At 65.5% G+C, this 19,429-nt stretch carries 17 protein-coding genes; 8 read left to right on the plus strand and 9 right to left on the minus strand.

Going from position 1 to position 19,429, the window contains the following annotated elements; all coding sequences use genetic code 11:
* Positions 1 to 102: 102 nt before the first annotated feature.
* The gene (locus ACED18_RS19900; protein ID WP_377295346.1) at positions 103 to 2,388 is read right to left on the minus strand and encodes an EAL domain-containing protein; all 2,286 of its coding nucleotides are present in this window, start codon (positions 2,386 to 2,388) and stop codon (positions 103 to 105) included.
* A 134-nt stretch (positions 2,389 to 2,522) separates the two neighbouring features.
* Here ACED18_RS19900 and ACED18_RS19905 point away from each other — a divergent pair, with 134 nt between their 5' ends.
* Positions 2,523 to 3,890: a TIGR03808 family TAT-translocated repetitive protein gene (locus ACED18_RS19905; RefSeq protein WP_377295347.1), complete on the plus strand. Its 1,368-nt coding sequence runs from the start codon at positions 2,523 to 2,525 to the stop codon at positions 3,888 to 3,890.
* 159 nt (positions 3,891 to 4,049) lie between these two features.
* Positions 4,050 to 4,718: a glutathione S-transferase family protein gene (locus ACED18_RS19910; RefSeq protein WP_377295348.1), complete on the plus strand. Its 669-nt coding sequence runs from the start codon at positions 4,050 to 4,052 to the stop codon at positions 4,716 to 4,718.
* A gap of 18 nt (positions 4,719 to 4,736) precedes the next feature.
* Here ACED18_RS19910 and ACED18_RS19915 read toward each other — a convergent pair whose 3' ends face one another.
* From ACED18_RS19915 to ACED18_RS19925, 3 genes are all read right to left on the minus strand, one after another.
* A complete protein-coding gene (locus tag ACED18_RS19915; RefSeq protein WP_377295349.1) occupies positions 4,737 to 5,939 on the minus strand; it encodes a putative nucleotide-diphospho-sugar transferase in 1,203 nt (400 codons plus the stop codon).
* Between the two features lie 8 nt (positions 5,940 to 5,947).
* Positions 5,948 to 6,268, minus strand: coding sequence for a hypothetical protein (locus tag ACED18_RS19920; protein WP_377295350.1), 321 nt, complete (start codon positions 6,266 to 6,268; stop codon positions 5,948 to 5,950).
* 129 nt (positions 6,269 to 6,397) lie between these two features.
* On the minus strand, positions 6,398 to 7,300 hold the full coding sequence (locus ACED18_RS19925; protein WP_377295351.1) for a LysR substrate-binding domain-containing protein: 903 nt from the start codon (positions 7,298 to 7,300) through the stop codon (positions 6,398 to 6,400).
* Between the two features lie 115 nt (positions 7,301 to 7,415).
* Between ACED18_RS19925 and ACED18_RS19930 the strand changes: the two genes are divergently transcribed.
* Positions 7,416 to 7,616 carry a hypothetical protein gene (locus ACED18_RS19930; RefSeq protein ID WP_377295352.1) on the plus strand — a complete coding sequence of 67 codons (201 nt, stop codon included), beginning with the start codon at positions 7,416 to 7,418 and terminating at the stop codon, positions 7,614 to 7,616.
* A 74-nt stretch (positions 7,617 to 7,690) separates the two neighbouring features.
* Here the strand turns inward: ACED18_RS19930 and ACED18_RS19935 are convergent, their stop codons facing one another.
* Complete coding sequence (locus tag ACED18_RS19935) at positions 7,691 to 8,695, minus strand: asparaginase (protein WP_377295353.1); 1,005 nt, start codon at positions 8,693 to 8,695, stop codon at positions 7,691 to 7,693.
* A 222-nt stretch (positions 8,696 to 8,917) separates the two neighbouring features.
* Here ACED18_RS19935 and ACED18_RS19940 point away from each other — a divergent pair, with 222 nt between their 5' ends.
* Complete coding sequence (locus ACED18_RS19940; RefSeq protein ID WP_377295354.1) at positions 8,918 to 9,655, plus strand: DUF3750 domain-containing protein; 738 nt, start codon at positions 8,918 to 8,920, stop codon at positions 9,653 to 9,655.
* Between the two features lie 292 nt (positions 9,656 to 9,947).
* On the opposite strand, the gene ACED18_RS19945 is transcribed toward ACED18_RS19940, so the two are convergent.
* The gene (locus ACED18_RS19945) at positions 9,948 to 10,952 is read right to left on the minus strand and encodes an NAD(P)H-quinone oxidoreductase (RefSeq protein ID WP_377295355.1); all 1,005 of its coding nucleotides are present in this window, start codon (positions 10,950 to 10,952) and stop codon (positions 9,948 to 9,950) included.
* 209 nt (positions 10,953 to 11,161) lie between these two features.
* Entirely contained in the window at positions 11,162 to 12,955 is a 1,794-nt protein-coding gene (locus ACED18_RS19950; RefSeq protein WP_377295356.1) for an EAL domain-containing protein, read from the minus strand.
* A gap of 266 nt (positions 12,956 to 13,221) precedes the next feature.
* Here ACED18_RS19950 and betI point away from each other — a divergent pair, with 266 nt between their 5' ends.
* Genes betI through betB form a run of 3 tightly spaced genes read left to right on the plus strand, consistent with a single transcriptional unit; the run spans position 13,222 to position 16,839 of the window.
* Complete coding sequence (gene betI / locus ACED18_RS19955) at positions 13,222 to 13,836, plus strand: transcriptional regulator BetI (RefSeq protein WP_377295357.1); 615 nt, start codon at positions 13,222 to 13,224, stop codon at positions 13,834 to 13,836.
* A complete protein-coding gene (gene betC, locus ACED18_RS19960) occupies positions 13,833 to 15,371 on the plus strand; it encodes a choline-sulfatase (RefSeq protein ID WP_377295358.1) in 1,539 nt (512 codons plus the stop codon). The genes betI and betC overlap by 4 nt, the downstream gene beginning before the upstream one ends.
* Before the next feature lie 4 nt (positions 15,372 to 15,375).
* Positions 15,376 to 16,839: a betaine-aldehyde dehydrogenase gene (betB, locus tag ACED18_RS19965; protein WP_377295359.1), complete on the plus strand. Its 1,464-nt coding sequence runs from the start codon at positions 15,376 to 15,378 to the stop codon at positions 16,837 to 16,839.
* A gap of 232 nt (positions 16,840 to 17,071) precedes the next feature.
* Here betB and ACED18_RS19970 read toward each other — a convergent pair whose 3' ends face one another.
* Both ACED18_RS19970 and ACED18_RS19975 read right to left on the minus strand, forming a co-directional pair.
* A complete protein-coding gene (locus tag ACED18_RS19970; protein ID WP_377295360.1) occupies positions 17,072 to 17,437 on the minus strand; it encodes a helix-turn-helix domain-containing protein in 366 nt (121 codons plus the stop codon).
* Positions 17,438 to 17,443: 6 nt separating this feature from the next.
* Positions 17,444 to 17,689, minus strand: a complete 246-nt coding sequence (locus tag ACED18_RS19975; RefSeq protein WP_149739785.1) for a type II toxin-antitoxin system RelE/ParE family toxin — start codon at positions 17,687 to 17,689, stop codon at positions 17,444 to 17,446.
* Positions 17,690 to 17,774: 85 nt separating this feature from the next.
* Between ACED18_RS19975 and betA the strand changes: the two genes are divergently transcribed.
* The gene (betA, locus tag ACED18_RS19980) at positions 17,775 to 19,427 is read left to right on the plus strand and encodes a choline dehydrogenase (RefSeq protein WP_377295361.1); all 1,653 of its coding nucleotides are present in this window, start codon (positions 17,775 to 17,777) and stop codon (positions 19,425 to 19,427) included.
* The last annotated feature ends 2 nt before the right edge of the window (positions 19,428 to 19,429 follow it).

A 19,429-nucleotide genomic window follows, 5' to 3' on the forward strand; every position in this document is an offset into this window, starting at 1 on the left:
GCCTGCCACCGCGCGCGGTGCGGTGTGGGCAGTTCGGACACGGGCAACCGGCCACGGCAGTGGCAATCGCGGGGGCCGGGGCTGCGGTTGGGCCGGCTCCGCTCAGCCCTGCTGTTGCATGGCGGCAAGGCGCCCGGCCAGGGCCTCGGCGGCCATGGGGCGACCGACGAGATATCCCTGGATCTGCTGGCAGCCGATCCGGCGCAGGAAGGCCAGTTGCTCTTCTGTCTCCACGCCTTCGGCGATCACGTTGATCTCCAGGGCATGGGCGAGCGATACGATGGCCGATGCGATCGCCTCGGCATCGGCGTCGCCGGGAATGTCGCTGATGAAGGACCGGTCAATCTTCAGGCGATCGACGGGGAAGCGTTTCAGGGCCGCGAGGCTGGAATAGCCGGTTCCGAAATCGTCGATGGCGAGCCGGACGCCAAGCTCCTCGAGCGCGCACATGGTGTCGATGGCGCCCGTCACGTCCTGCATGATCAGGCTTTCGGTCAGTTCCAGCTCGAGGTGTGAGGCATCGAGACCCGTCTCGCCGAGCACTTCGGCGACGCGCAGCACCCAGTCGGGCGCGGCAAATTGCGGTGCGGAGACGTTGACGGCAATCGTGATCGGCCGCAGGCCGGCGGACTGCCACGCCTTGTTCTGGCGGCAGGCCTCCACCAGCACCCATTCTCCGAGTTCGCAGATCAGCCCTGCCTCCTCGGCCAGCGGTATGAATTCGGAGGGCGGCACGACCCCGTGCTCGGGGTGACGCCAGCGCACGAGCGCTTCTGCGGCCTTGATGGCACCGGTCTCCAGGCAAATCTGTGGCTGGTACTCAAGGAACAACTGGTCTGTTTCGAGCGCCTTGCGCAGCTCTTCGCGCCGCGACAGGCGCGTCAGGGTGCGCGCATCGATCTCCTGCGTGAAGAGCTGGAGATTGTTGCGGCCCCTTTCCTTGGCGCGGTACATGGCGACGTCGGCATTGGCGAGCAGTTCGTCTGCGGTGTGGCCGTGTTGGGGATAGCAGGCAACACCCATACTGCAGGTGACCTGAAGCGTCCGGCCTTCGAGCGTGACGGGCGCGGACATGGCCACCCGGATCGCCTCCAGCCTGACAGCAGCAGCCCCCGGCTCTCCATGGAGATCGGTCAGAACGATGATGAACTCGTCGCCACCAAGCCGGACCACGAGGTCATTGGCGTGCAGGCGCGCCTGAGCGCGGCTTGCGATGGTGCGCAGCAGCACGTCCCCCGCCTTGTGGCCGAGGCTGTCGTTGATCATCTTGAAATTGTCGATGTCGAGGAAGGCACAGGCCACCATCGTGCCATTGGCCGCAGCCTGTTCCAGCACGCTGCCGATACGGTCGTCGAAGAACTGGCGGTTGGCGAGCCCCGTCAGGGGATCGTGCATCGCCATATGGCGGATCTTGTCCTCGGTCCGCTTGCGCATCAGCGCCATACCCGCGAGGTTTGCCGCAAAGGTCATGAGCTCGACCTGCCGACGATCGGGCAGGCCGGCGGAAGGCGAATACAGCGCGAAGGTGCCCAGCACCTCGCCATGATGCGAGCGCATGGGCATGGACCAGCAGGCCCGGAAACCGAAAGTCAGCGGCAGGAAGCGAAACTCCTCCCACAGCGGATCGGTCAGCGCATCCGCCACGAAGATCGGCTCGCCACAATAGGCCGCCGTGCCGCAACTGCCGACCTTCGGACCGATCTCCACGCCATCGATCGAACGGACATAGTCGGGATGCAGTCCCGCATGCGGGCCCACGACCAGGTGCTGGCCATCCGGCGACAGAAAGAGGACCGAGGGAATGAATGTCGGGCAATGCTCGCTGAAAAAGTCGAAGAGGGCGGTAAACATCGCATCCAGCGACCCGCCCTTGGCGACCATCTCGAGAAGGGTCGCCTGCCCCAGCAACTGGCGTTCCGCACGCTTGCGGGTGGTGATGTCGCGGGCGATGCCGACAAGGCCCACCACCTCGCCGTCGGGCGCGCGGATCGGGGCGCGCGAAACGGTCAGCCAGCGGGCCTTGCCCTTGTGCACGATGGCGGGCTCTTCGCTGTCGAGACTGCTGATGCCGCGCTCCATCAGATCCTGTTCGAGCGCGAAGATCATGTCGGAGACGGTGCCGGGAAACAGCTCGGGATCGGTCTTGCCGATGATGTTTTCCGGGCGTCCGCCGCCGGCATCCTCGATGGTCACGCGGTTGCCGTAGAGAATGCGGCCCTGACGGTCCTTGGCGAAAATGTAGTCCGGAAACTGGTCCAGCATCGTTTCGAGCAACTGCTGGCGAACGGTGCCGAGCTGCGCCTTTTCCGCCGGGTCGACGGCCGGCGCGCGCTCGGCCTGCGGAGAGGCAGACCGGGTGGGCGAGTGCTTCACCGGTTTCTTCGTCATAAGCGGTCCCATTTTACATCCATTCCGGGAAACGGTGCCGCATGTCCCAGGCCGGCGACTTTCGTTGACGTTGACGTCGACGATAGCGAGAATGTGTTACCCATGACTGAACCCTCCGTAGAGAAATCCGATCCATGCGCGATCATCAAGCCGCCAGACTGCTGCGGCGTCAGGCACTGAAATGTCTTCTCGGCTTGTCCGTCGCCGGGCTGGCGAGCCCTTTGCGCGGCCAGGCACAGACGCCGAATGGCCTGCGGGGCGGGCTCGATGCGGGCGCGGCCGGCATTCGCCCTGCTTCCAGCGAGGATCAGGGACCGGCGATCGAGGCGCTTCTGCGTGCCGCGGTCCGGCGCGGCGAACCGGTCTACCTGCCTCCCGGCCTCTACCGCGTGCGGCGGCTTGGCCTTCCCGACGGGGCCATCCTCACGGGTGCGGGCGAGGCAAGCCGCATCGTCGCAGCCGGAGACGGGCCGGCCATCCAGGCCGAAGGGGTCAAGCGGATGACGCTTGCCGGGCTTTCCATCCGGGCAGAGGGCGTCGCCGCCAAAGGCGTGGTGCGCCTGACAGGCGTCAGGACGGCACAGATTTCCGGTTGCAGCATCGAGGGGGGATCCGGGCACGGGCTGGCGCTGGAAAGCTCGGGCGGGCGGATCGACGCCAACACCATCACCCGGTCCGGCGGCGCCGGGATCTACGCGGTCGACAGCACCGGCCTTTCCATCACGGGCAACACGGTCAGCGATTGCGGCAATGGCGGCATCCTCGTGCATCGCTTCGCGCACGGCGACGACGGCACGCTGATCAGCGGCAACCGGGTGGCGCGCATCGCCGCGACCGACGGCGGCACCGGGCAGAACGGCAATGGCATCAATGTCTATCAGGCACACCAGGTGAACATCACCGGCAACCATGTCAGCGACTGCGCCTTGTCCGCCATCCGCTCCAACGGGGGCTCGGGCGTCATCATCTCCGCCAATCAGTGCCTTCGGAGCGGCGAGACCGCCATCTACAGCGAGTTTTCCTTCACCGGCGCCGTCATCGCCGACAATCAGATCGACGGCGCGGCGAACGGCATTCTCGTCGTCAACCTCGACGAGGGCGGCCGGCTCGCCACCGTCGCCGGCAATGTGATCCGCAATCTGACGACGCGTGGCCCCTATCTGCACGAGGGTGCGGGCTTCGGCATCGGCATTGCCGTCGAGGCGGATACGGCCGTGACCGGCAATGTGATCGAAGGGGCGCCGAAGTGGGGCATCATGCTCGGCTGGGGGCCGTTCCAGCGAGATCTGGCGGTGACCGGAAACGTGGTGCGGGAGGCCGGCACGGCGATTGCCGTTTCGGTCGTCGAGGGCGTCGGTGCGGCGCTTATCGCCAGCAACATCCTCTCCGGCCGGGACGCCGCCATCCGCGGCTATCGCTGGAACGAGGCGGCGACCGGCGAACTCATCGACGGGGCGGAGAGCCTGCCCATGTTGACGGTGACCGGCAACCGGCGGGGGTGAGCCTGGCCGGGCCTTGCGTCTGATGCTCTGCCATCCCGTCTTTTCATGCCATCCTTCTGGCTCAAGCCTGTGCGGCGAAGCGACGGCGCTCTATTTTCCGTCTCGGGCCGGAAGCCGAGGACCGGCACCCAGGCAAAGCCCAAGCAAGAGGATAAGCCCATGACCACGCTTTACGGCGTCTACGCCTCCCGCGCCTCACGCGCCTACTGGATGGCGCTTGAACTCGACATTGCCTTCGAGAGCGTGCCGGTGATCCAGGCGCGGCGACTTCCGGCCGGCGAGGCGCCGGAGGCCGCGGAAACGCCACTCAACACGCGATCGCCCGCTTACCTCGCCATCAACCCCATGGGGCAGATCCCGGCGCTGCTCGATGGCGATCTGCTGATGACGGAATCGCTGGCGATCCCGCTGTATCTCGCCCGCAAGCATGGCGGGCCGCTTGCCCCCGCCGATCTCATGGAAGAGGCGCAGATGCTGAACTGGACGCTGTTTGCCGCAACGGCTGTGGAGCCGCACAGCGTCGCGATCGTGCTCACCTACGACCGGGGCGAGGAGACAAGCGAAGCGGGCATGGAGACGATCGCGCGGGCGGAATCGGCCCTCTTCCCCGCCTTCGGCGTCATCGACCGGCACCTCGTCGATAGCCCCTACCTCGTCGGCGACCGCTTCACGGCGGCGGACCTCAACCTTGCCGAAGTGCTGCGCTACGCCCAGCGCCGCGCCGCCCTCTTCGACGGCGCGCCGGCGCTCAAAGACTGGCTTGCCCGCTGCCAGTCGCGCCCCGCCTATCGCGAGATGATGGCAAGGCGGACGGCCGAACTCGGGTAAGGGTGGCGGCTGCCGGGATCAGACGGCGTGGCGACGGGCGACACGGGCCAGACGCCGGGCGATCCTCCGGGGATCGCCGATGGACAGGAACACGATCTGCAGCATGGCGCGCGCGGCGAGTGACGGGGCGCCGATGGTCCGCGCATTTGCGCCGAGGCGACGCAGCAGACGCGAGGGCTGGCGTGCCGTCAGCGCAGCCGCGAGCGCTGCGCGCGCCTCAGCCTTTCGTCCCAGGTGATGAAACGTCATGTGGGAATCGACCCCCACGGCAGCCGGATCCGCCCCCTTGGCGAGGGCCGCCTCGAAAAGGGACGCCGCCTTCCCGGCATTGCCATGGATTGCCTCCAGCCCCGCGAAATAATGGAGTTCCTGGGCCGTGAGACGGGCTTGGTCGGTGGCCGCGAAGCCCGCGCGCAGAAGAAGGTTCCGGCGCAGGGACGGTCGTTCGTCACCCCGGAATGCCGGGCGAGAGGCTTCCGGCAAGCCGCGAGACGCCGCCAGACGCGCGAGCAACTGCACGGTGGCGGCCCGGAAACGACCGTCGAAGAAGGGATGGGCGACCATCAGCCCCCGATCATCCTCGAGGGGCAGAACCCGGTCGCACAGGGAGCGCGACAGGGCGAGAACGGTCAGCCGCCGGCCTTCGATCTCGATTTCGCCGATGGCGCCTTCGTGGCCGCCGATTGTGTGCGGGCGCCACGCAATATCGAGGTCGCGCAGGAGGTAATTGATGGCGTTCTGGTCGTCCGTGTAGCGCCGCGTCTCCGCCAGCCATCGCTGCGCGAAGGCCGACAGCCGGGCCCCGCCGCGCGCGGCAAAGAGGCCGGGACAGAGCGTGAATCCCCATTGCGCGCCGATATCGGCGGGATGGCCGTAGTCCATCGAGAACGCCAGGTCGAATGGCCGTTCAGCGAGAAGGCTGGCGATGTCCTTCAGCCAGAAGGCATCCAGATCGGAATGGACGACCAGACCATCCGTGCCCAGCATTTCGTCCAGAAGAAGCGTCAGCCGGCGAATCCAGAAGAGACCGCGGTTTGCGACCGGACCCACCGCCGGCGGCGCAAGGACCGGCCGGCATCGCGGATCGGCCGATGCCTCCGCAAAGGCCGGCTCGTCCATGGCAATGACAGCAGGCTGGACAGGCATGTGGGCCGATGAGACGTCCAGCCAAAGGCGGAGCAAATCGACATAATCCCGGCTGACAAAGGTAACAATGCGCATGTCTGCTCTCACGACGGCAGGCGATAGCGGCCGAAGCGCTTGCCGAGACTTCGCTGCTGCCGGTTGATTTTTTGAAGCACGGCTACCCCTTGATTGTCCAGCCGCGCGAGATCAGGGCGGAGCGACGGCCACCTTTTTCGGGAAACCACACGGTTTACGGGCATGTCCACGCGCTCCCGCCGCTCGCCATGGCGGGCGCGGAAGCATCCGGCGGGGCGGACGACACGCCGATCCGTGCGCCGGTCGTCGTGCAGGCATGGTATGGCGCCGATGTTGGACAGACGCGTCCACATCAGATCCTGCATAGCCGGCATGGTCTGCTCGCGCATGGCATTGTCCCGTCACGTTTCTTCGATCCCGCTTATCAAGCTTGTCTTTCGGTAGCAATTGCGAATGATCGATGATGACGAGACTGTCGTTTGCGTTTGACGCCGATGGCCTTTCCCCCTGCGTGATGTTCAGCCGATCGGCAGGGCCTTGACGCTTTCCTCCAGCGCGTCGCGCAGCCAGCGCTTGAAGGCCTTGATGGTGCGGGTTTCGCGGCGGCCGGGAGCCTGGACGAGGAAGTGGCCGAAGCCGGTTTCGGCGGTGATGGGCAGGGGCGCGACGAGGCGGCCGGCGGCGAGCGCGTCTCCGGCGAGCGTCTGCCAGGCGAGAAAGACCCCCTGCCCTGCGATAGCCGCATCGAGACACAGCGAAGCCTCGTTGAAGACGTGGCGCGCGCGGATACAGCCAGCCTCGAGACCCGCCGCCTTCAGCCAGACATCCCAGGAAAACATGGCCTGCCCGTCGATGAGCACAGGAAGGGCGAGAAGGTCGGACGGCGCGCGAAGGCCGGCGGCGAGCGCGGGGGCGCAGACCGGAAAGACCTTCTGCGCCAGCAGCGGCTCGCTGACGACGCCCGGCCAGTCGCCGCGCCCGACACGGATGCCGAGATCGACATCGGAGGCGGCAAGATCGACCAGCGCCCCGGTGGCGTCGATGCGCAGCGTGATCTCGGGATGGCGGGCAGCAAGGCTGTCGAGGCGCGGCACCAGCCAGCGGGCGGCAAAGACCGGGGCGACGGAGACGGTGAGCCGCGTCTCGTCGGGCGGCTGCGACAGCGCCACGGCCCGCTCCAGAGAGCCGAAGCCCGCAGAAAGGGCGGCAAAAAACGGGCCGGCATCGGCAAGCGGCAGAAGCCCGCGCGCGGTGCGGGCAAAAAGCGGCCGCCCCAGCTGCGCCTCCGTGCGGATCACCTGCTGGCTCACGGCGCCGACCGTGACGCCAAGCTCCGTGGCGGCCGCCTGCAGGGAACCGAGGCGATGGACGCTTTCCACGGCACGCAGGCCGTTCAGGTGAATGCGATTGAGCGACTTCATATAGATTTTCTATAGTCTGTCGCAGACAAACTCAATTGCCGGAGCCTGCGATCAGGCGCAAATTCCCTACATATCACAGGCGTTCTCGTCTCCAACGCGACAGCAGGAGCAGGCCATGTTCAAGAAAATCTGGATCGTTGCGAACACCGTCATCAAGAGCGTCCTGCGGCATCTGGAGGGTGGCGGACGGTCTGGCGCATGCGGTGACACCAACCGCTTCTCCTGGCGGCACGATCCGCTCGCGCATCCCGACCTTGCCGCCATGGACGCGCGGCGGCTCGGCGATCTGCCGCTTTCATACGGCACAGGGCCTTGATCGCTAACGCCTCGACGGCGTCACGAGCCTCCGTGCGGATGCGGCGGTCGTCCGGGCCTGAAGGTCAGGGCGGCCTATGCGAGCGCCGCCGTCACCCTGACATCGCCGACATGCATGCCGTTCCAGTTGCGCATCTCGTAGCTGGCCATTGCGGCGAGCTTGGCCTGAACCTCGGCGTCATCGGCGAAGAAGCGGGCGAGCGTGGCGGCGACCATGGATTCGGCGGCGCGGGTGGCGCCGTCCTCGCATTTCAGCGCGATCGCGATGCCCTGTTCCGGAATGACGGCGACGAAGACGCCTTCGGCGCCGGTCTTGGCGAAGATGCGGCCGGGGGCGGCCTGCATGAGGGCGGTGCAGGCGCGTTTCGTGCCGGCGACATAGAAGGGTTCGGCCATGCAGGCCTCGATCAGGCGGCGGGAGGCCTTGGCGCGTTCGGGGCCGAGGCCGGCGCCGGTCGCCATTTTCGCAAAGCCGTGGGCGAGGCCCTTCAGCGGCACGGCATAGGTCGGGATCGAGCAGCCGTCGGTGCCGCAATTGTCGTGGGCGAGAATGGCGCCCGTCAGGCTTTCCATCGTGCCGCGGATCTCCTTTTGCAGCGGATGGTCGTAGCCGACATATCCTTCCACCGTGCCGCCATCGTGGCAGACCGCGCAGACGAAGCCCGAATGCTTGCCGGAGCAGTTGTTGTGAAGCGCCGTCGGCTTTTCCAGCGTGCGGGCCTGGCCGATCAGGCTCTTCTGGTCGAAGGACCAGTGGGCGCCGCATTCGAGCGACGTCTGGTCGAGGCCGGCGGCCTTCAGCATGGCGTCGGCAAGCGCCACGTGTTCCGGCTCGCCATTGTGGGAGGAGCAGGAGAGCGCAAGCTCCCGGTTGCCGAAACCATAGGCGTCGGCCGCGCCCGTTTCCATCAGCGGCAGGGCCTGCATAGCCTTGCAGGAGGAGCGCGGGAAGACTGGCTGATCGACTTCGCCGAGCGAGAACACCGTCCTGCCGTCGCCATCGACGGCCACGACCATGCCGCGGTGGCGGCTTTCCACCAGCGCGCCGCGCGTCACTTCGACCAGAACCGGATTGTCCATGCTGCACCCATTTCATGCCTGTGTTGCTGTCCGTCTCTCATGCCGCGCGGCGGCGGGCTGGGCAAGAGGCAGGGCGCGAAATCGGCTGCGGGCTTCGAGACCGGCTCGGGCCACGGTCGCAAAATGGCCGCAAGGGCTGGTGAAGATCGGGGGAGCGAGGCGGACCGGCCCGTCTTCGCGCAGCTCCCGTGCCGGAAGAGGCACCGCCACACAAGGATCCTCATGCGTCTCATTCGCCGTCTCGCGCTGGCCTTTGCCGTCATCTACCTGCTGCCCGTGATCGGCTCGGCAGCCTACTGGACGGTTCGCGACAGGCCCGGAAGCTGGCGGGAGGCGGACTGGAGTTCGGCGGGGATCCTGCCCGAGGCGGAGGACAGCCGGCCGGCGGCCATCTACGTCTTTTCCGCCGCCACCGGGGGCTTCAAGGGCGCGGTTGCAAGCCACGCCTGGATCGTGACGAAGGAAGAGGGCGCGGCCAGCTATAACCGCTATGACAAGGTCGGCTGGGGCAATCCGATCCGCCGCAACGGCTATGCGCCCGATGGCCGCTGGTATTCGAATGCGCCGCGTACCGTGCTCGCCATGACCGGGCCGGAGGCGGCGCGCCTGATACCCCAGGTCGAGGCGGCGATCGCGCGCTATCCCTATTCGAAGCCCGGCGGCTACCGCATCTGGCCGGGGCCGAACTCCAACACCTTCGTCGCGCATGTGCTGCGCGCGGTGCCGGATCTCGGCGTGGTGCTGCCGCCGGATGCGGTGGGGCGCGACTATCTGCCGGATGGAAAGCTTTTCTCGGTCGATGCCGACGGGCGCGACCTGCATCTGACAGTGAACGGGCTGCTGGGAATTTCGGCCGGCGCCCGCTCGGGCTTCGAGGTGCATGTCCTCGGCCTCGTCGCCGGCATCGACGTCATGCGCCCTGCCCTCAAGCTTCCCGGCATCGGGCGCATCGGGATTTGACGCCGTAACCCCGGAAAAGCAAAAGGGGCCGCACGTGGCGACCCCCCATGAGCTTTGGTCTCGATTGGACCCGGACATCCGGCGCGCTGCCGATGCCCGCAGGAGGTTGGTGTCAGGTCAGGGACTGCCCCGACGAAATCACCTCTTCCAAGCCGTTCACGAGAACCGAAATCTCACTCGACATTGGATCACCTCCTCTCAATTCGTTGACGATGAGAAGAAGGTACGCCGTTTCATGACAATTACAAGACGGCGGGCACGGATTATTCTGTCGTGCGCCTGTCACCGTTCGTCAGCCAACCGTGAGAACGATCTTGCCGATATGATCGCTGCTTTCCATCAGCCGGTGGGCATCGGCCGCCTGTTCCAGCGGGAAGGTGGCATGGATGAGGGGGGCGATGGCGCCGGAGGAGAGCAGCGGCCATGCGGTGCGGGCGAGCTGATCGCGGATCGCTCGTTTCTCCTCGGCGGTGCGCGGGCGCATGGTGGAGCCGAAGACGCGCAGGCGCTTCGTCATGATCGGCATCAGCGAGGCAGCCTCGACGCGGTGGCCGCCGAGGAAGGCGATGATGGAAAGGCGGCCGTCCTTTGCGAGCGTCGCGATGTTGCTGTCGAAATAGGGCGCGCCGACCATGTCGAGGATCACGTCCACGCCACGTCCGCCGGTTTGCTCCAGTGCCGCCTCGCGGAAGTCCTCGGTGCGGTAGTTGATGGCGCGGCTCGCGCCAAGGCGCTCGCAGGCGGCGCATTTGTCGGGGCTGCCGGCGGTGGCCAGCACGCGGGCGCCGAGCGCCTTCGCCAGCTGGATCGCCGTGGTGCCGATGCCGCTGGTGCCGCCGTGGACCAGCACGGTTTCGCCGGCCTTCAGCGCGGCCATGTCGAAGAGATTGGCCCAGACGGTGAAGAAGGTTTCCGGCAGGGCAGCGGCGCGAACGGCATCGAAGCCCTTCGGAAAGGACAACGCCTGCCCGACCGGAACGACCGTGTATTGCGCATAGCCGCCGCCATTCGACAGCGCCGTGACCTTTTCGCCGATGGCGATATCCTTGACCCCCGTGCCGAGGGCGGCGACCTCGCCGGCCACTTCGAGACCGAGAATGGGGCTGGCGCCGGGCGGCGGCGGATAATCGCCCTGGCGCTGGAAGACATCGGGACGATTGACGCCGGCGGCGCGCACGCGGATGAGGATTTCGCCGGGGCCGGGCTCCGGCACGGGCCCCTCGACAAGCCGCATCACGTCTGCATCGCCGGGCGCGTCGAACGCGATGTGGCGCATGGTCTTCGGCAGGCTTGTCATCGGCAGGTCTCCGGCATCGGTGCGGGCTTTATAGAGTGCCGGGCAGCCGGTGTCGAATGCCAGTCAGCCTCCACTGACCCAGTCCTCGCACCAAGGACTGTGCCGACCGGGGTTTCCTGGAAACATGCTGAAGAAATTTCACGCGGCCCTCTCATTTCGGCACGGCCGCCTGCCCTTTTTCCGGGCAGGCAGAGGCGCCGCCTGAGGCCTCAGCGGAAATCGCCGAAGGCCAGGCCGCCTTCGCTTTCCTTGGCCTCGGCCTTGAGAACCGCGATGCGGTTGCTGACGAGGTTGACGTCGGGCACCAGCATGCCGTTTCCGACCGCCAGCACCGCCACCGAGCAACGCATCAGCGGAAACAGACGGCTGATGCCCTGCCGGTCGTGGCCCTCGATCATGCCCCGCGCGCGATCGTCGTGGCTGTAGAGCTGGCGCACCTCCGTGCGGAAATCGTCCATCAGCGCTTCCAGCGCCTCGAATGCCCCTGCCCGCGGCACGTTGCGCAGGCCGATGAAGAAGTCATCCCCGCCGATATGGCCGAGGAAGACAGTCTCGCCGACGAAATGCCGCTTCATGAAACCGGCAAACAGCGTGATGGCGAGATCACCCGACTGGAACCCATAGGCATCGTTGAAGGGTTTGAAATTGTCGAAGTCGCAGTAGCAGAGGTAGCGGTCGCCGCTGCTGTCAAGGGCGACGTCCTCAAGGTAATCGCGAATGGCGCGATTGCCCGGCAGGCCCGTCAGCGGGTTCTGGTCCTGGGCCATCTGCAACTGCTTCTCGTTGATGATCTTCAGGAGCGAGGCGGCCGACAGGATGCCGGTGTAGCGCATGTTTTCGGTGAGGATCACGCATTCGGCGCCGTCGATATCGGCAAACATGGCCAGCATCTGTTCGGCCGGCATGCGGATGTCGACGATCGGCGCCTTGGAGACGTAGTGAGCGATGCCGCGCTGGTAGACCTTGTTTTTCATGAGGTCGCGGCCGAAGGGATGATAGCTCAGCGTCTTCAACTGCTGCTCGCTCAGGATACCGCGCGGCTCGTGGCTGGCATTGACGACGGGGAAGAAGCGTCGCTCGGGATTGGCGCGGAAATAATCGAAGACGGCTTCGAGATCGGCCTGCTCCGACACGGGCTCGACATGCTCGATCTGGCGGCGGATCAGCATGCTGTCCAGCGTGCCGGAAGCGACGCGCCTCAGACCGGCACGCTCCACATGCGGATAGGTGGCGTGGAGATCGTCGCGGCTCGTGGTGGGGCGGGCAACGTAATAGCCCTGCACGAGATCGCAGCCAAGGTCGCGGCAGGTCATGAATTCTGCTTCCGTCTCGACCCCTTCGGCCACCACGCGGATGCCGAGAACATGCGCCATGGCAAGCGTGTGCTTGACGATCTGGCGGCGGCGCGGGCTCTGGTCGATGCCGGCGATGAAGTGGCGGTCGATCTTGACGTAATCGACGGGATAGTCGCAGAGCGCGCGCAGGCCGTTGCAGCCCGAGCCGAAATCATCGATGGCGATCTTGAAGCCGGCCAGCTGAATGGCCTGCAACACCTCGGTCAGCTCCGGCACGACGGCCGTATCAACCCGCTCGGAAATCTCGAAGCAGAGGGAAGAGGCCGGAATGCGGGCGCGATCCAGATACCGCAGCAGCTCGTCGGTCAGCCAGCGGCCGGAGGGGATGAGCCTGGGATCGAAGTTGATGAACAGCGTGCGGGTCTCGAAGGACGGCAGCGCGGCGAACTTGGCGATGGCGCGGCTGTTGATCATCACTTCGAGCGGAAGCAACTGATTGACGGCGGCAGCGCGGTCGAGAAGCGCCACGGGATTGTCAAAGCCCAGCCGGTCGAAGCCGCGCATGAGGGATTCGTAGCCGAAGACGGCGCCCGTGCAGGTCTCGACAATGGGCTGGAACGCCGTATCGATGGCAAGCCGTGCCAGCGAGACGATCTGCTCGTCGCCCACGGTTCGCCGTTGCAGCCGCATTTCGCTTGTCGCCAGCATCTGACACTCCGGGCTTTTGCGATGGTCCACGATTAGCGCGGCGTGCCTCAACAAAACCTTTCCTCAATGTGAAGGTTTTGTGAATTTGTATATTTCCCAATATCTTATGATGATTTCGAAGCATTGCCTTAACCATGCGCCCTCGCCTGGCCGGCCTGATCCGCCACGCCCGCTGGCGGCCAAGATTTTTGTTGATTGATCGATCAATTAAAAATAATCTGACGATCGTCAGTGCAGGAGATGGCTGTCTGCCGCGGAAGGAAGCGATGCCGAAGGTCGGGATGGAGCCGGTGCGCAGGAAGGCGCTTGTGGATGCCGCGCTGAGGGCGATCGGCGAGAACGGCTCGCTTGCCGTGCCGATGGCGGAAATCGCCCGGCATGCCGGGGTTTCACCCGCGCTCGCGCATCATTATTTCGGCTCGAAGGAGCAGTTGCTGATCGAGACGATCCGTTCCCTGCTGCGCCAGTTGCGCACCGATGCGGTGGCCGCGCTCAAGGCTGCCGGAACGCCACGCGCACGGGTTTCCGCCGTCATCCGCGTCAATTTCCAGGCGCACCAGTTCGCGCCGGAAACGGTCGCCGCCTGGCTTGCCTTCTATTCGGAGGCGCAGCGCTCCGAAGCGGTGCGCCGCCTGCTTTTCACCTATGCGCGGCGGCTGCGTTCCAATCTTCTGGCCAGCCTGAAACACCTTGCCGGCCGCGATGACGCAGCCCGGATTGCCGAGGGCGTGGCTGCGATGATCGACGGGCTCTATCTGCGGCAAGGTCTGAAATCGGCCCCGATCAGCATCGCGGCCTCGCAGGCCCTCGTCGAGGACTATGTCAGCGCCGAGCTTGCCCAGCAGCATGCGGGGCGCACCTCTCAGGAGACACAGGCATGACCGAGCCGAAGACGGATCGCCCCAACATTCTCATCCTCATGGTCGACCAGCTCAACGGCACCTTCTTTCCGGACGGTCCGGCCGACTTCCTGCATGCGCCGCACATGAAGGCGCTGGCGGCCCGCTCGGCACGGTTTGCCAACAACTATACGTCCTCGCCGCTCTGCGCGCCGGCCCGCGCCTCCTTCATGGCGGGGCAACTGCCGAGCCGCACGCGGGTCTATGACAACGCCGCCGAATACGTCTCCTCGATCCCGACCTTCGCGCACCACCTGCGCCGGGCCGGCTATTACACGGCGCTGTCGGGCAAGATGCATTTCGTGGGGCCCGACCAATTGCACGGTTTCGAGGAGCGGCTGACGACCGATATCTACCCCGCCGACTTCGGCTGGACGCCGGACTATCGCAAGCCCGGCGAGCGGATCGACTGGTGGTATCACAATATGGGATCGGTGACGGGCGCGGGTATCGCCGAGATCACCAACCAGATGGAGTATGACGACGAGGTGGCCTTCCTCGCCGAGCAGAAGCTCTATCATCTCGCCCGTGAAAACGACGATGCCGGCCGCCGCCCCTGGTGCCTCACCGTCTCCTTCACCCACCCGCACGACCCCTATGTGGCGCGCAAGAGGTTCTGGGATCTCTATGAGGACTGCCCGTACCTGATGCCGGAGGTCGGCATGCTCGCCGAGCAGGATCCGCATTCGCAGCGTATCCTGAAATCCTGCGACTATGCGTCCTTCGACATCACGGACGAGAACGTGCGCCGCTCGCGTCGGGCCTATTTCGCCAACATTTCCTATCTGGACGAGAAGGTCGGCTCGCTCGTCGATGTGCTGACCCGCACGCGCATGCTTGAGGACACGCTGATCCTGTTCTGCTCCGACCATGGCGACATGCTGGGCGAGCGGGGCCTGTGGTTCAAGATGAACTTCTTCGAGGGCTCGGCCCGCGTGCCGCTGATGGTGGCCGGCCCCGGCGTCACGCCCGGCCTGCATCTGGCGCCGACCTCCAATCTCGATGTCACGCCAACGCTCTGCGATCTCGCCGGCATTTCGATGGAAGAAATCCTGCCTTGGACGGATGGGGAAAGCCTGCTGCCGGTCATCGACGGGGCTGCGCGCACCACGCCCGTGCTGATGGAATATGCGGCGGAGGCCTCCTATGCGCCGCTCGTCGGCATCCGGGAGGGCAAGTGGAAATACATCCACTGCGAGCTCGACCCGGAACAACTCTACGACCTCCAGGCCGACCCCCGCGAACTCACCAATCTCGCTGAAACCACCGACCCTGTCATTCGCGCGACGCTGGAAGCCTTCAGACAGATGCGGGAGGCGCGCTGGGACATGGCCGCCTTCGACGCCGCCGTGCGCGAGAGCCAGGCGCGGCGCTGGGTGGTCTACGAGGCGCTGCGCAACGGCGCCTATTATCCCTGGGATCACCAGCCGCTGCAAAAGGCATCCGAACGCTACATGCGCAACCACATGAACCTCGACACTCTCGAGAACACCAAACGCTACCCGCGGGGAGAATGAGACCATGAGAGCCCAACCCAAAGCCTCGCACTTCATCGACGGCGCCTATGTGGAAGACACGGCCGGCACGCCCTTCGAGAGCGTCTACCCCGCCACGGGCGAAGTGATCGCGAAGCTCCACGCTGCGACGCCTGCCATCGTGGAACAGGCAATCACTTCCGCCAAGCGCGCCCAGAAGGAATGGGCGGCGCTCAGCCCCACCGCGCGCGGGCGCGTGCTGAAGAAGACGGCCGAGATCATGCGGGCGCGCAACCGCGAGCTTTCCGAGCTTGAGACGCTCGACACCGGCAAGCCGATCCAGGAGACGATCGTCGCCGACCCGACCTCGGGCGCCGACAGTTTCGAATTCTTCGGCGGCGTGATCGCGGCGGGTCTCAACGGCAGCTATATCCCGCTCGGCGGCGATTTTGCCTATACCAAGCGGGTGCCGCTTGGCGTGTGCGTGGGCATCGGCGCCTGGAACTATCCGCAGCAGATCGCCTGCTGGAAGGGTGCGCCGGCGCTTGCCGCCGGCAATGCCATGGTCTTCAAGCCCTCGGAAATGACGCCGCTCGGGGCGCTCAAGATCGCCGAAATCCTGATCGAGGCCGGTGCGCCGAAGGGGCTCTACAACGTCATCCAGGGCGACCGCGAGACCGGGCCGCTGCTCGTCAACCACCCCGATGTCGCCAAGGTCTCGCTTACCGGCTCGGTGCCGACGGGCCGCAAGGTGGCGGCCGCCGCGGCGGGGCACCTCAAGCATGTGACGATGGAGCTCGGCGGCAAGTCGCCGATCGTCGTCTTCGAGGATGCCGATATCGACGGCGCGATCTCCGGCGCCATGCTCGGCAATTTCTACTCCACCGGCCAGGTCTGCTCGAACGGTACGCGCGTCTTCGTGCACAAGGCCGTCAAGGCGACGTTCCTTGAGCGCCTGAAGGCGCGCACGGAAGCCATCGCCATCGGCGATCCCATGGACGAGGCCACACAGCTCGGGCCGATGGTCTCTAAGGCGCAGCGCGACAAGGTGCTCGGCTATATCGAGGCCGGCAAGGCCGAGGGCGCAACGCTCGTCACCGGCGGGGCGATCCCCAACGATGTGGCCAGCGACGGCTTCTACATCCAGCCGACCGTCTTTGCCAACGTGACCGACGGCATGACCATCGCGCGGGAGGAGATTTTCGGCCCGGTGATGTGCGTGCTGGATTTCGAGGCCGAGGATGAGGTGATTGCGCGGGCCAACGCCACCGAATTCGGCCTTTCGGCCGGCGTCTTCACCGCCGACATCACCCGCGCGCACCGCGTGATCGACCAGCTCGACGCCGGCACGCTGTGGATCAACACCTACAATCTCTGCCCGGTGGAAATCCCCTTCGGCGGCTCCAAGCAATCCGGCTTCGGCCGCGAGAATTCGCTGGCGGCACTCGAGCATTATTCCGAGCTGAAGACGGTCTATGTCGGCATGGGCACATGCGAGGCGCCGTACTGAGATGAGGCTTGCGGGGGCGTTGAGTGTTCGGATGGCGTTGAGGCAGGGGGCTACCCCCCTCTGCCCTGCCGGGCATCTCCCCCACAAGGGGGGAGATTGGCGTGGGGTGACAGTCTCACACCTCTCCAGCGTTAGCGTTCCGCGAAGCCTTGCCGCACGTCGATCTCCCCCCTTGCGGGGGAGATGTCCGGCAGGACAGAGGGGGGTAAGCCAGCGCCCTCACCGCTCCTCCTCAGTCCGGCTCGACCTCGAAAACGAGATCATCCAGATCGACCTTGAGCGCCCTGGCGATGCGCAGGAGGACCGCAACGGAACCGGGTTTCTTGCCGGTTTCGATGTCGGACAGATAAGGCTGGGAAATGCCGGCCGCGGCCGCAAGTTCGGTCGTCGTCATCTTCCGATACTGCCGATAGACCCGAACAGGATTTTCGCCGTTCGCCTTTGCCTGCACGACCTCGAAAGGCCAGGTCTCCTCTCCGGCATCGACGCGAGCCATGATGGCGTCTGCCTGAAGTCCGTCGATCAGGTCCTCATAATCGTCCTCGCTCAGAAGGACGTAGGATTTGCCGTCGATCACGAGTTTCTGGATATCACCCATTGGTTTTCACTCCTTGTAGATGCTGCCGCGCGGCCCCGCATCGATAACCATCACGACATTTCCCTTGTCGTCGATGATGACGCGATCACTGCCAACGCGGATACGGAAGTACGGCTTACCCTGCATCTTCTTGATATCGACAGGCGCGCCGCGCGCGTAGGCGGCGAGCTTGTCAAGAATGGCGGCCTTTCGTTTCGGCTGCATCCGCTGAAGCGCCCGGTCCGCGGCTGTGGTGAAGCGAATTTCCTTCATTTCGCAATCATAACAAATAGCGATAAAATCTTCAATCCATCCATCGCCATTGCATATGGCGTCATCGAAACAAGGCACTAACCCCATGAACCAGGCAGACTACATCATCGTCGGCTCCGGCTCCGCCGGGTCGGCCCTCGCCTACCGGCTTTCCGAGGACGGCAAGAACAGCGTGCTGGTGCTGGAATATGGCGGGTCGGATGTCGGGCCGTTCATCCAGATGCCGGCCGCACTCGCCTGGCCGATGAGCATGAAGCGCTACAACTGGGGCTATCTTTCCGAACCCGAGCCGCATCTCAACAACCGGCGCATCACCGCGCCGCGCGGCAAGGTGATCGGCGGCTCCTCCTCCATCAACGGGCTGGTCTATGTCCGCGGCCACGCGGAGGATTTCAACCGGTGGGAAGAGCTTGGCGCGCGCGGCTGGAGCTACCAGGACGTGCTGCCCTATTTCAAGCGCATGGAGACCTCGTCGGGCGGCGAAGAGGGCTGGCGCGGCACGAACGGTCCACTGCATGTGAAGCGGGGGCCGGTCACCAATCCGCTCTTCCACGCCTTCATCCGCGCCGGCCACGAGGCAGGTTTCGAGCTGACGGACGACTATAACGGCTCCAAGCAGGAAGGCTTCGGCCTGATGGAGCAGACGATCCACCAGGGACGACGCTGGTCGGCTGCCAATGCCTATCTGAAGCCCGCGCTGAAGCGGCCGAATGCGTCGCTCCTGCGCTGCTTCGCACGGCGCGTGGTGATCGAGAACGGCCGCGCCGTCGGCGTCGAGATCGAGCGTGGCGGCAAGATCGAGGTGGTGCGCGCCAACAAGGAGGTGATCGTCTCGGCCTCCTCCTTCAATTCGCCGAAGCTCCTGATGCTTTCGGGCATCGGCCCGGCCGAGCACCTGAAATCCATGGGCATCGAGGTGAAGGTGGACCGCCCGGGGGTGGGCGCCAACCTGCAGGATCACATGGAATTCTATTTCCAGCAGGTCTCCACCAAGCCGGTCTCGCTCTATTCCTGGCTGCCCTGGTTCTGGCAGGGCGTTGCAGGCGCGCAGTGGCTCTTCACGCGCGGCGGGCTCGGCGCGTCGAACCAGTTCGAGGCCTGCGCCTTTCTGCGCTCGGGGCCGGGGCTGAAGCAGCCGGATATCCAGTATCACTTCCTGCCGGTGGCGATTTCCTACGATGGCAAGGCGGCGGCGAAGAGCCATGGATTCCAGGCCCATGTCGGCTACAACCTGTCGAAATCGCGCGGCAGCGTGACGCTGCGCTCAGCCGATCCGATGGCCGATCCCGTCATTCGCTTCAATTATATGAGCCACCCCGAAGACTGGGAGAAGTTCCGCCACTGCGTGCGCCTCACCCGCGAGATCTTCGGCCAGAAGGCCTTCGACGAATTCCGCGGACCGGAGATCCAGCCGGGCGCATCCGTCCAGACCGACGAACAAATCGACGCCTTCCTGCGCGAGCATCTGGAAAGCGCCTATCACCCCTGCGGCACCTGCCGGATGGGCGACCGCAACGACCCGATGGCCGTGGTGGACCCCGAAACCCGCGTGATCGGCGTCGATGGATTGCGCGTGGCCGACAGCTCCATCTTCCCCCACGTCACCTATGGCAACCTCAACAGCCCGTCCATCATGACCGGCGAAAAGGCCGCCGACCACATTCTCGGCAAGGGCATGCTGGCGCGCTCCAACCAGGTGCCGTGGGAAAATCCGCGGGCGGCGGTGAGCGATCGGTAGGC

The sequence above is a fragment of the Rhizobium sp. SG2393 genome, from assembly GCF_042610495.1.
Classification (GTDB): Bacteria; Pseudomonadota; Alphaproteobacteria; order Rhizobiales; family Rhizobiaceae; genus RU20A.

What these genes read in the sequence shown, in the direction of transcription:
- betC (WP_377295358.1), top strand. Translation starts at nt 13,833, where the DNA reads ATGACCGAGCCGAAGACGGATCGCCCCAACATTCTCATCCTCATGGTC.
- betB (WP_377295359.1), top strand. Translation starts at nt 15,376, where the DNA reads ATGAGAGCCCAACCCAAAGCCTCGCACTTCATCGACGGCGCCTATGTG.
- betA (WP_377295361.1), top strand. Translation starts at nt 17,775, where the DNA reads ATGAACCAGGCAGACTACATCATCGTCGGCTCCGGCTCCGCCGGGTCG.
- ACED18_RS19905 (WP_377295347.1), top strand. Translation starts at nt 2,523, where the DNA reads ATGCGCGATCATCAAGCCGCCAGACTGCTGCGGCGTCAGGCACTGAAA.
- ACED18_RS19920 (WP_377295350.1), bottom strand. Translation starts at nt 6,268, where the DNA reads ATGCGCGAGCAGACCATGCCGGCTATGCAGGATCTGATGTGGACGCGT.
- betI (WP_377295357.1), top strand. Translation starts at nt 13,222, where the DNA reads ATGCCGAAGGTCGGGATGGAGCCGGTGCGCAGGAAGGCGCTTGTGGAT.
- ACED18_RS19940 (WP_377295354.1), top strand. Translation starts at nt 8,918, where the DNA reads ATGCGTCTCATTCGCCGTCTCGCGCTGGCCTTTGCCGTCATCTACCTG.
- ACED18_RS19915 (WP_377295349.1), bottom strand. Translation starts at nt 5,939, where the DNA reads ATGCGCATTGTTACCTTTGTCAGCCGGGATTATGTCGATTTGCTCCGC.
- ACED18_RS19935 (WP_377295353.1), bottom strand. Translation starts at nt 8,695, where the DNA reads ATGGACAATCCGGTTCTGGTCGAAGTGACGCGCGGCGCGCTGGTGGAA.
- ACED18_RS19900 (WP_377295346.1), bottom strand. Translation starts at nt 2,388, where the DNA reads ATGACGAAGAAACCGGTGAAGCACTCGCCCACCCGGTCTGCCTCTCCG.
- ACED18_RS19925 (WP_377295351.1), bottom strand. Translation starts at nt 7,300, where the DNA reads ATGAAGTCGCTCAATCGCATTCACCTGAACGGCCTGCGTGCCGTGGAA.
- ACED18_RS19950 (WP_377295356.1), bottom strand. Translation starts at nt 12,955, where the DNA reads ATGCTGGCGACAAGCGAAATGCGGCTGCAACGGCGAACCGTGGGCGAC.
- ACED18_RS19970 (WP_377295360.1), bottom strand. Translation starts at nt 17,437, where the DNA reads ATGGGTGATATCCAGAAACTCGTGATCGACGGCAAATCCTACGTCCTT.
- ACED18_RS19910 (WP_377295348.1), top strand. Translation starts at nt 4,050, where the DNA reads ATGACCACGCTTTACGGCGTCTACGCCTCCCGCGCCTCACGCGCCTAC.
- ACED18_RS19945 (WP_377295355.1), bottom strand. Translation starts at nt 10,952, where the DNA reads ATGACAAGCCTGCCGAAGACCATGCGCCACATCGCGTTCGACGCGCCC.
- ACED18_RS19975 (WP_149739785.1), bottom strand. Translation starts at nt 17,689, where the DNA reads ATGAAGGAAATTCGCTTCACCACAGCCGCGGACCGGGCGCTTCAGCGG.
- ACED18_RS19930 (WP_377295352.1), top strand. Translation starts at nt 7,416, where the DNA reads ATGTTCAAGAAAATCTGGATCGTTGCGAACACCGTCATCAAGAGCGTC.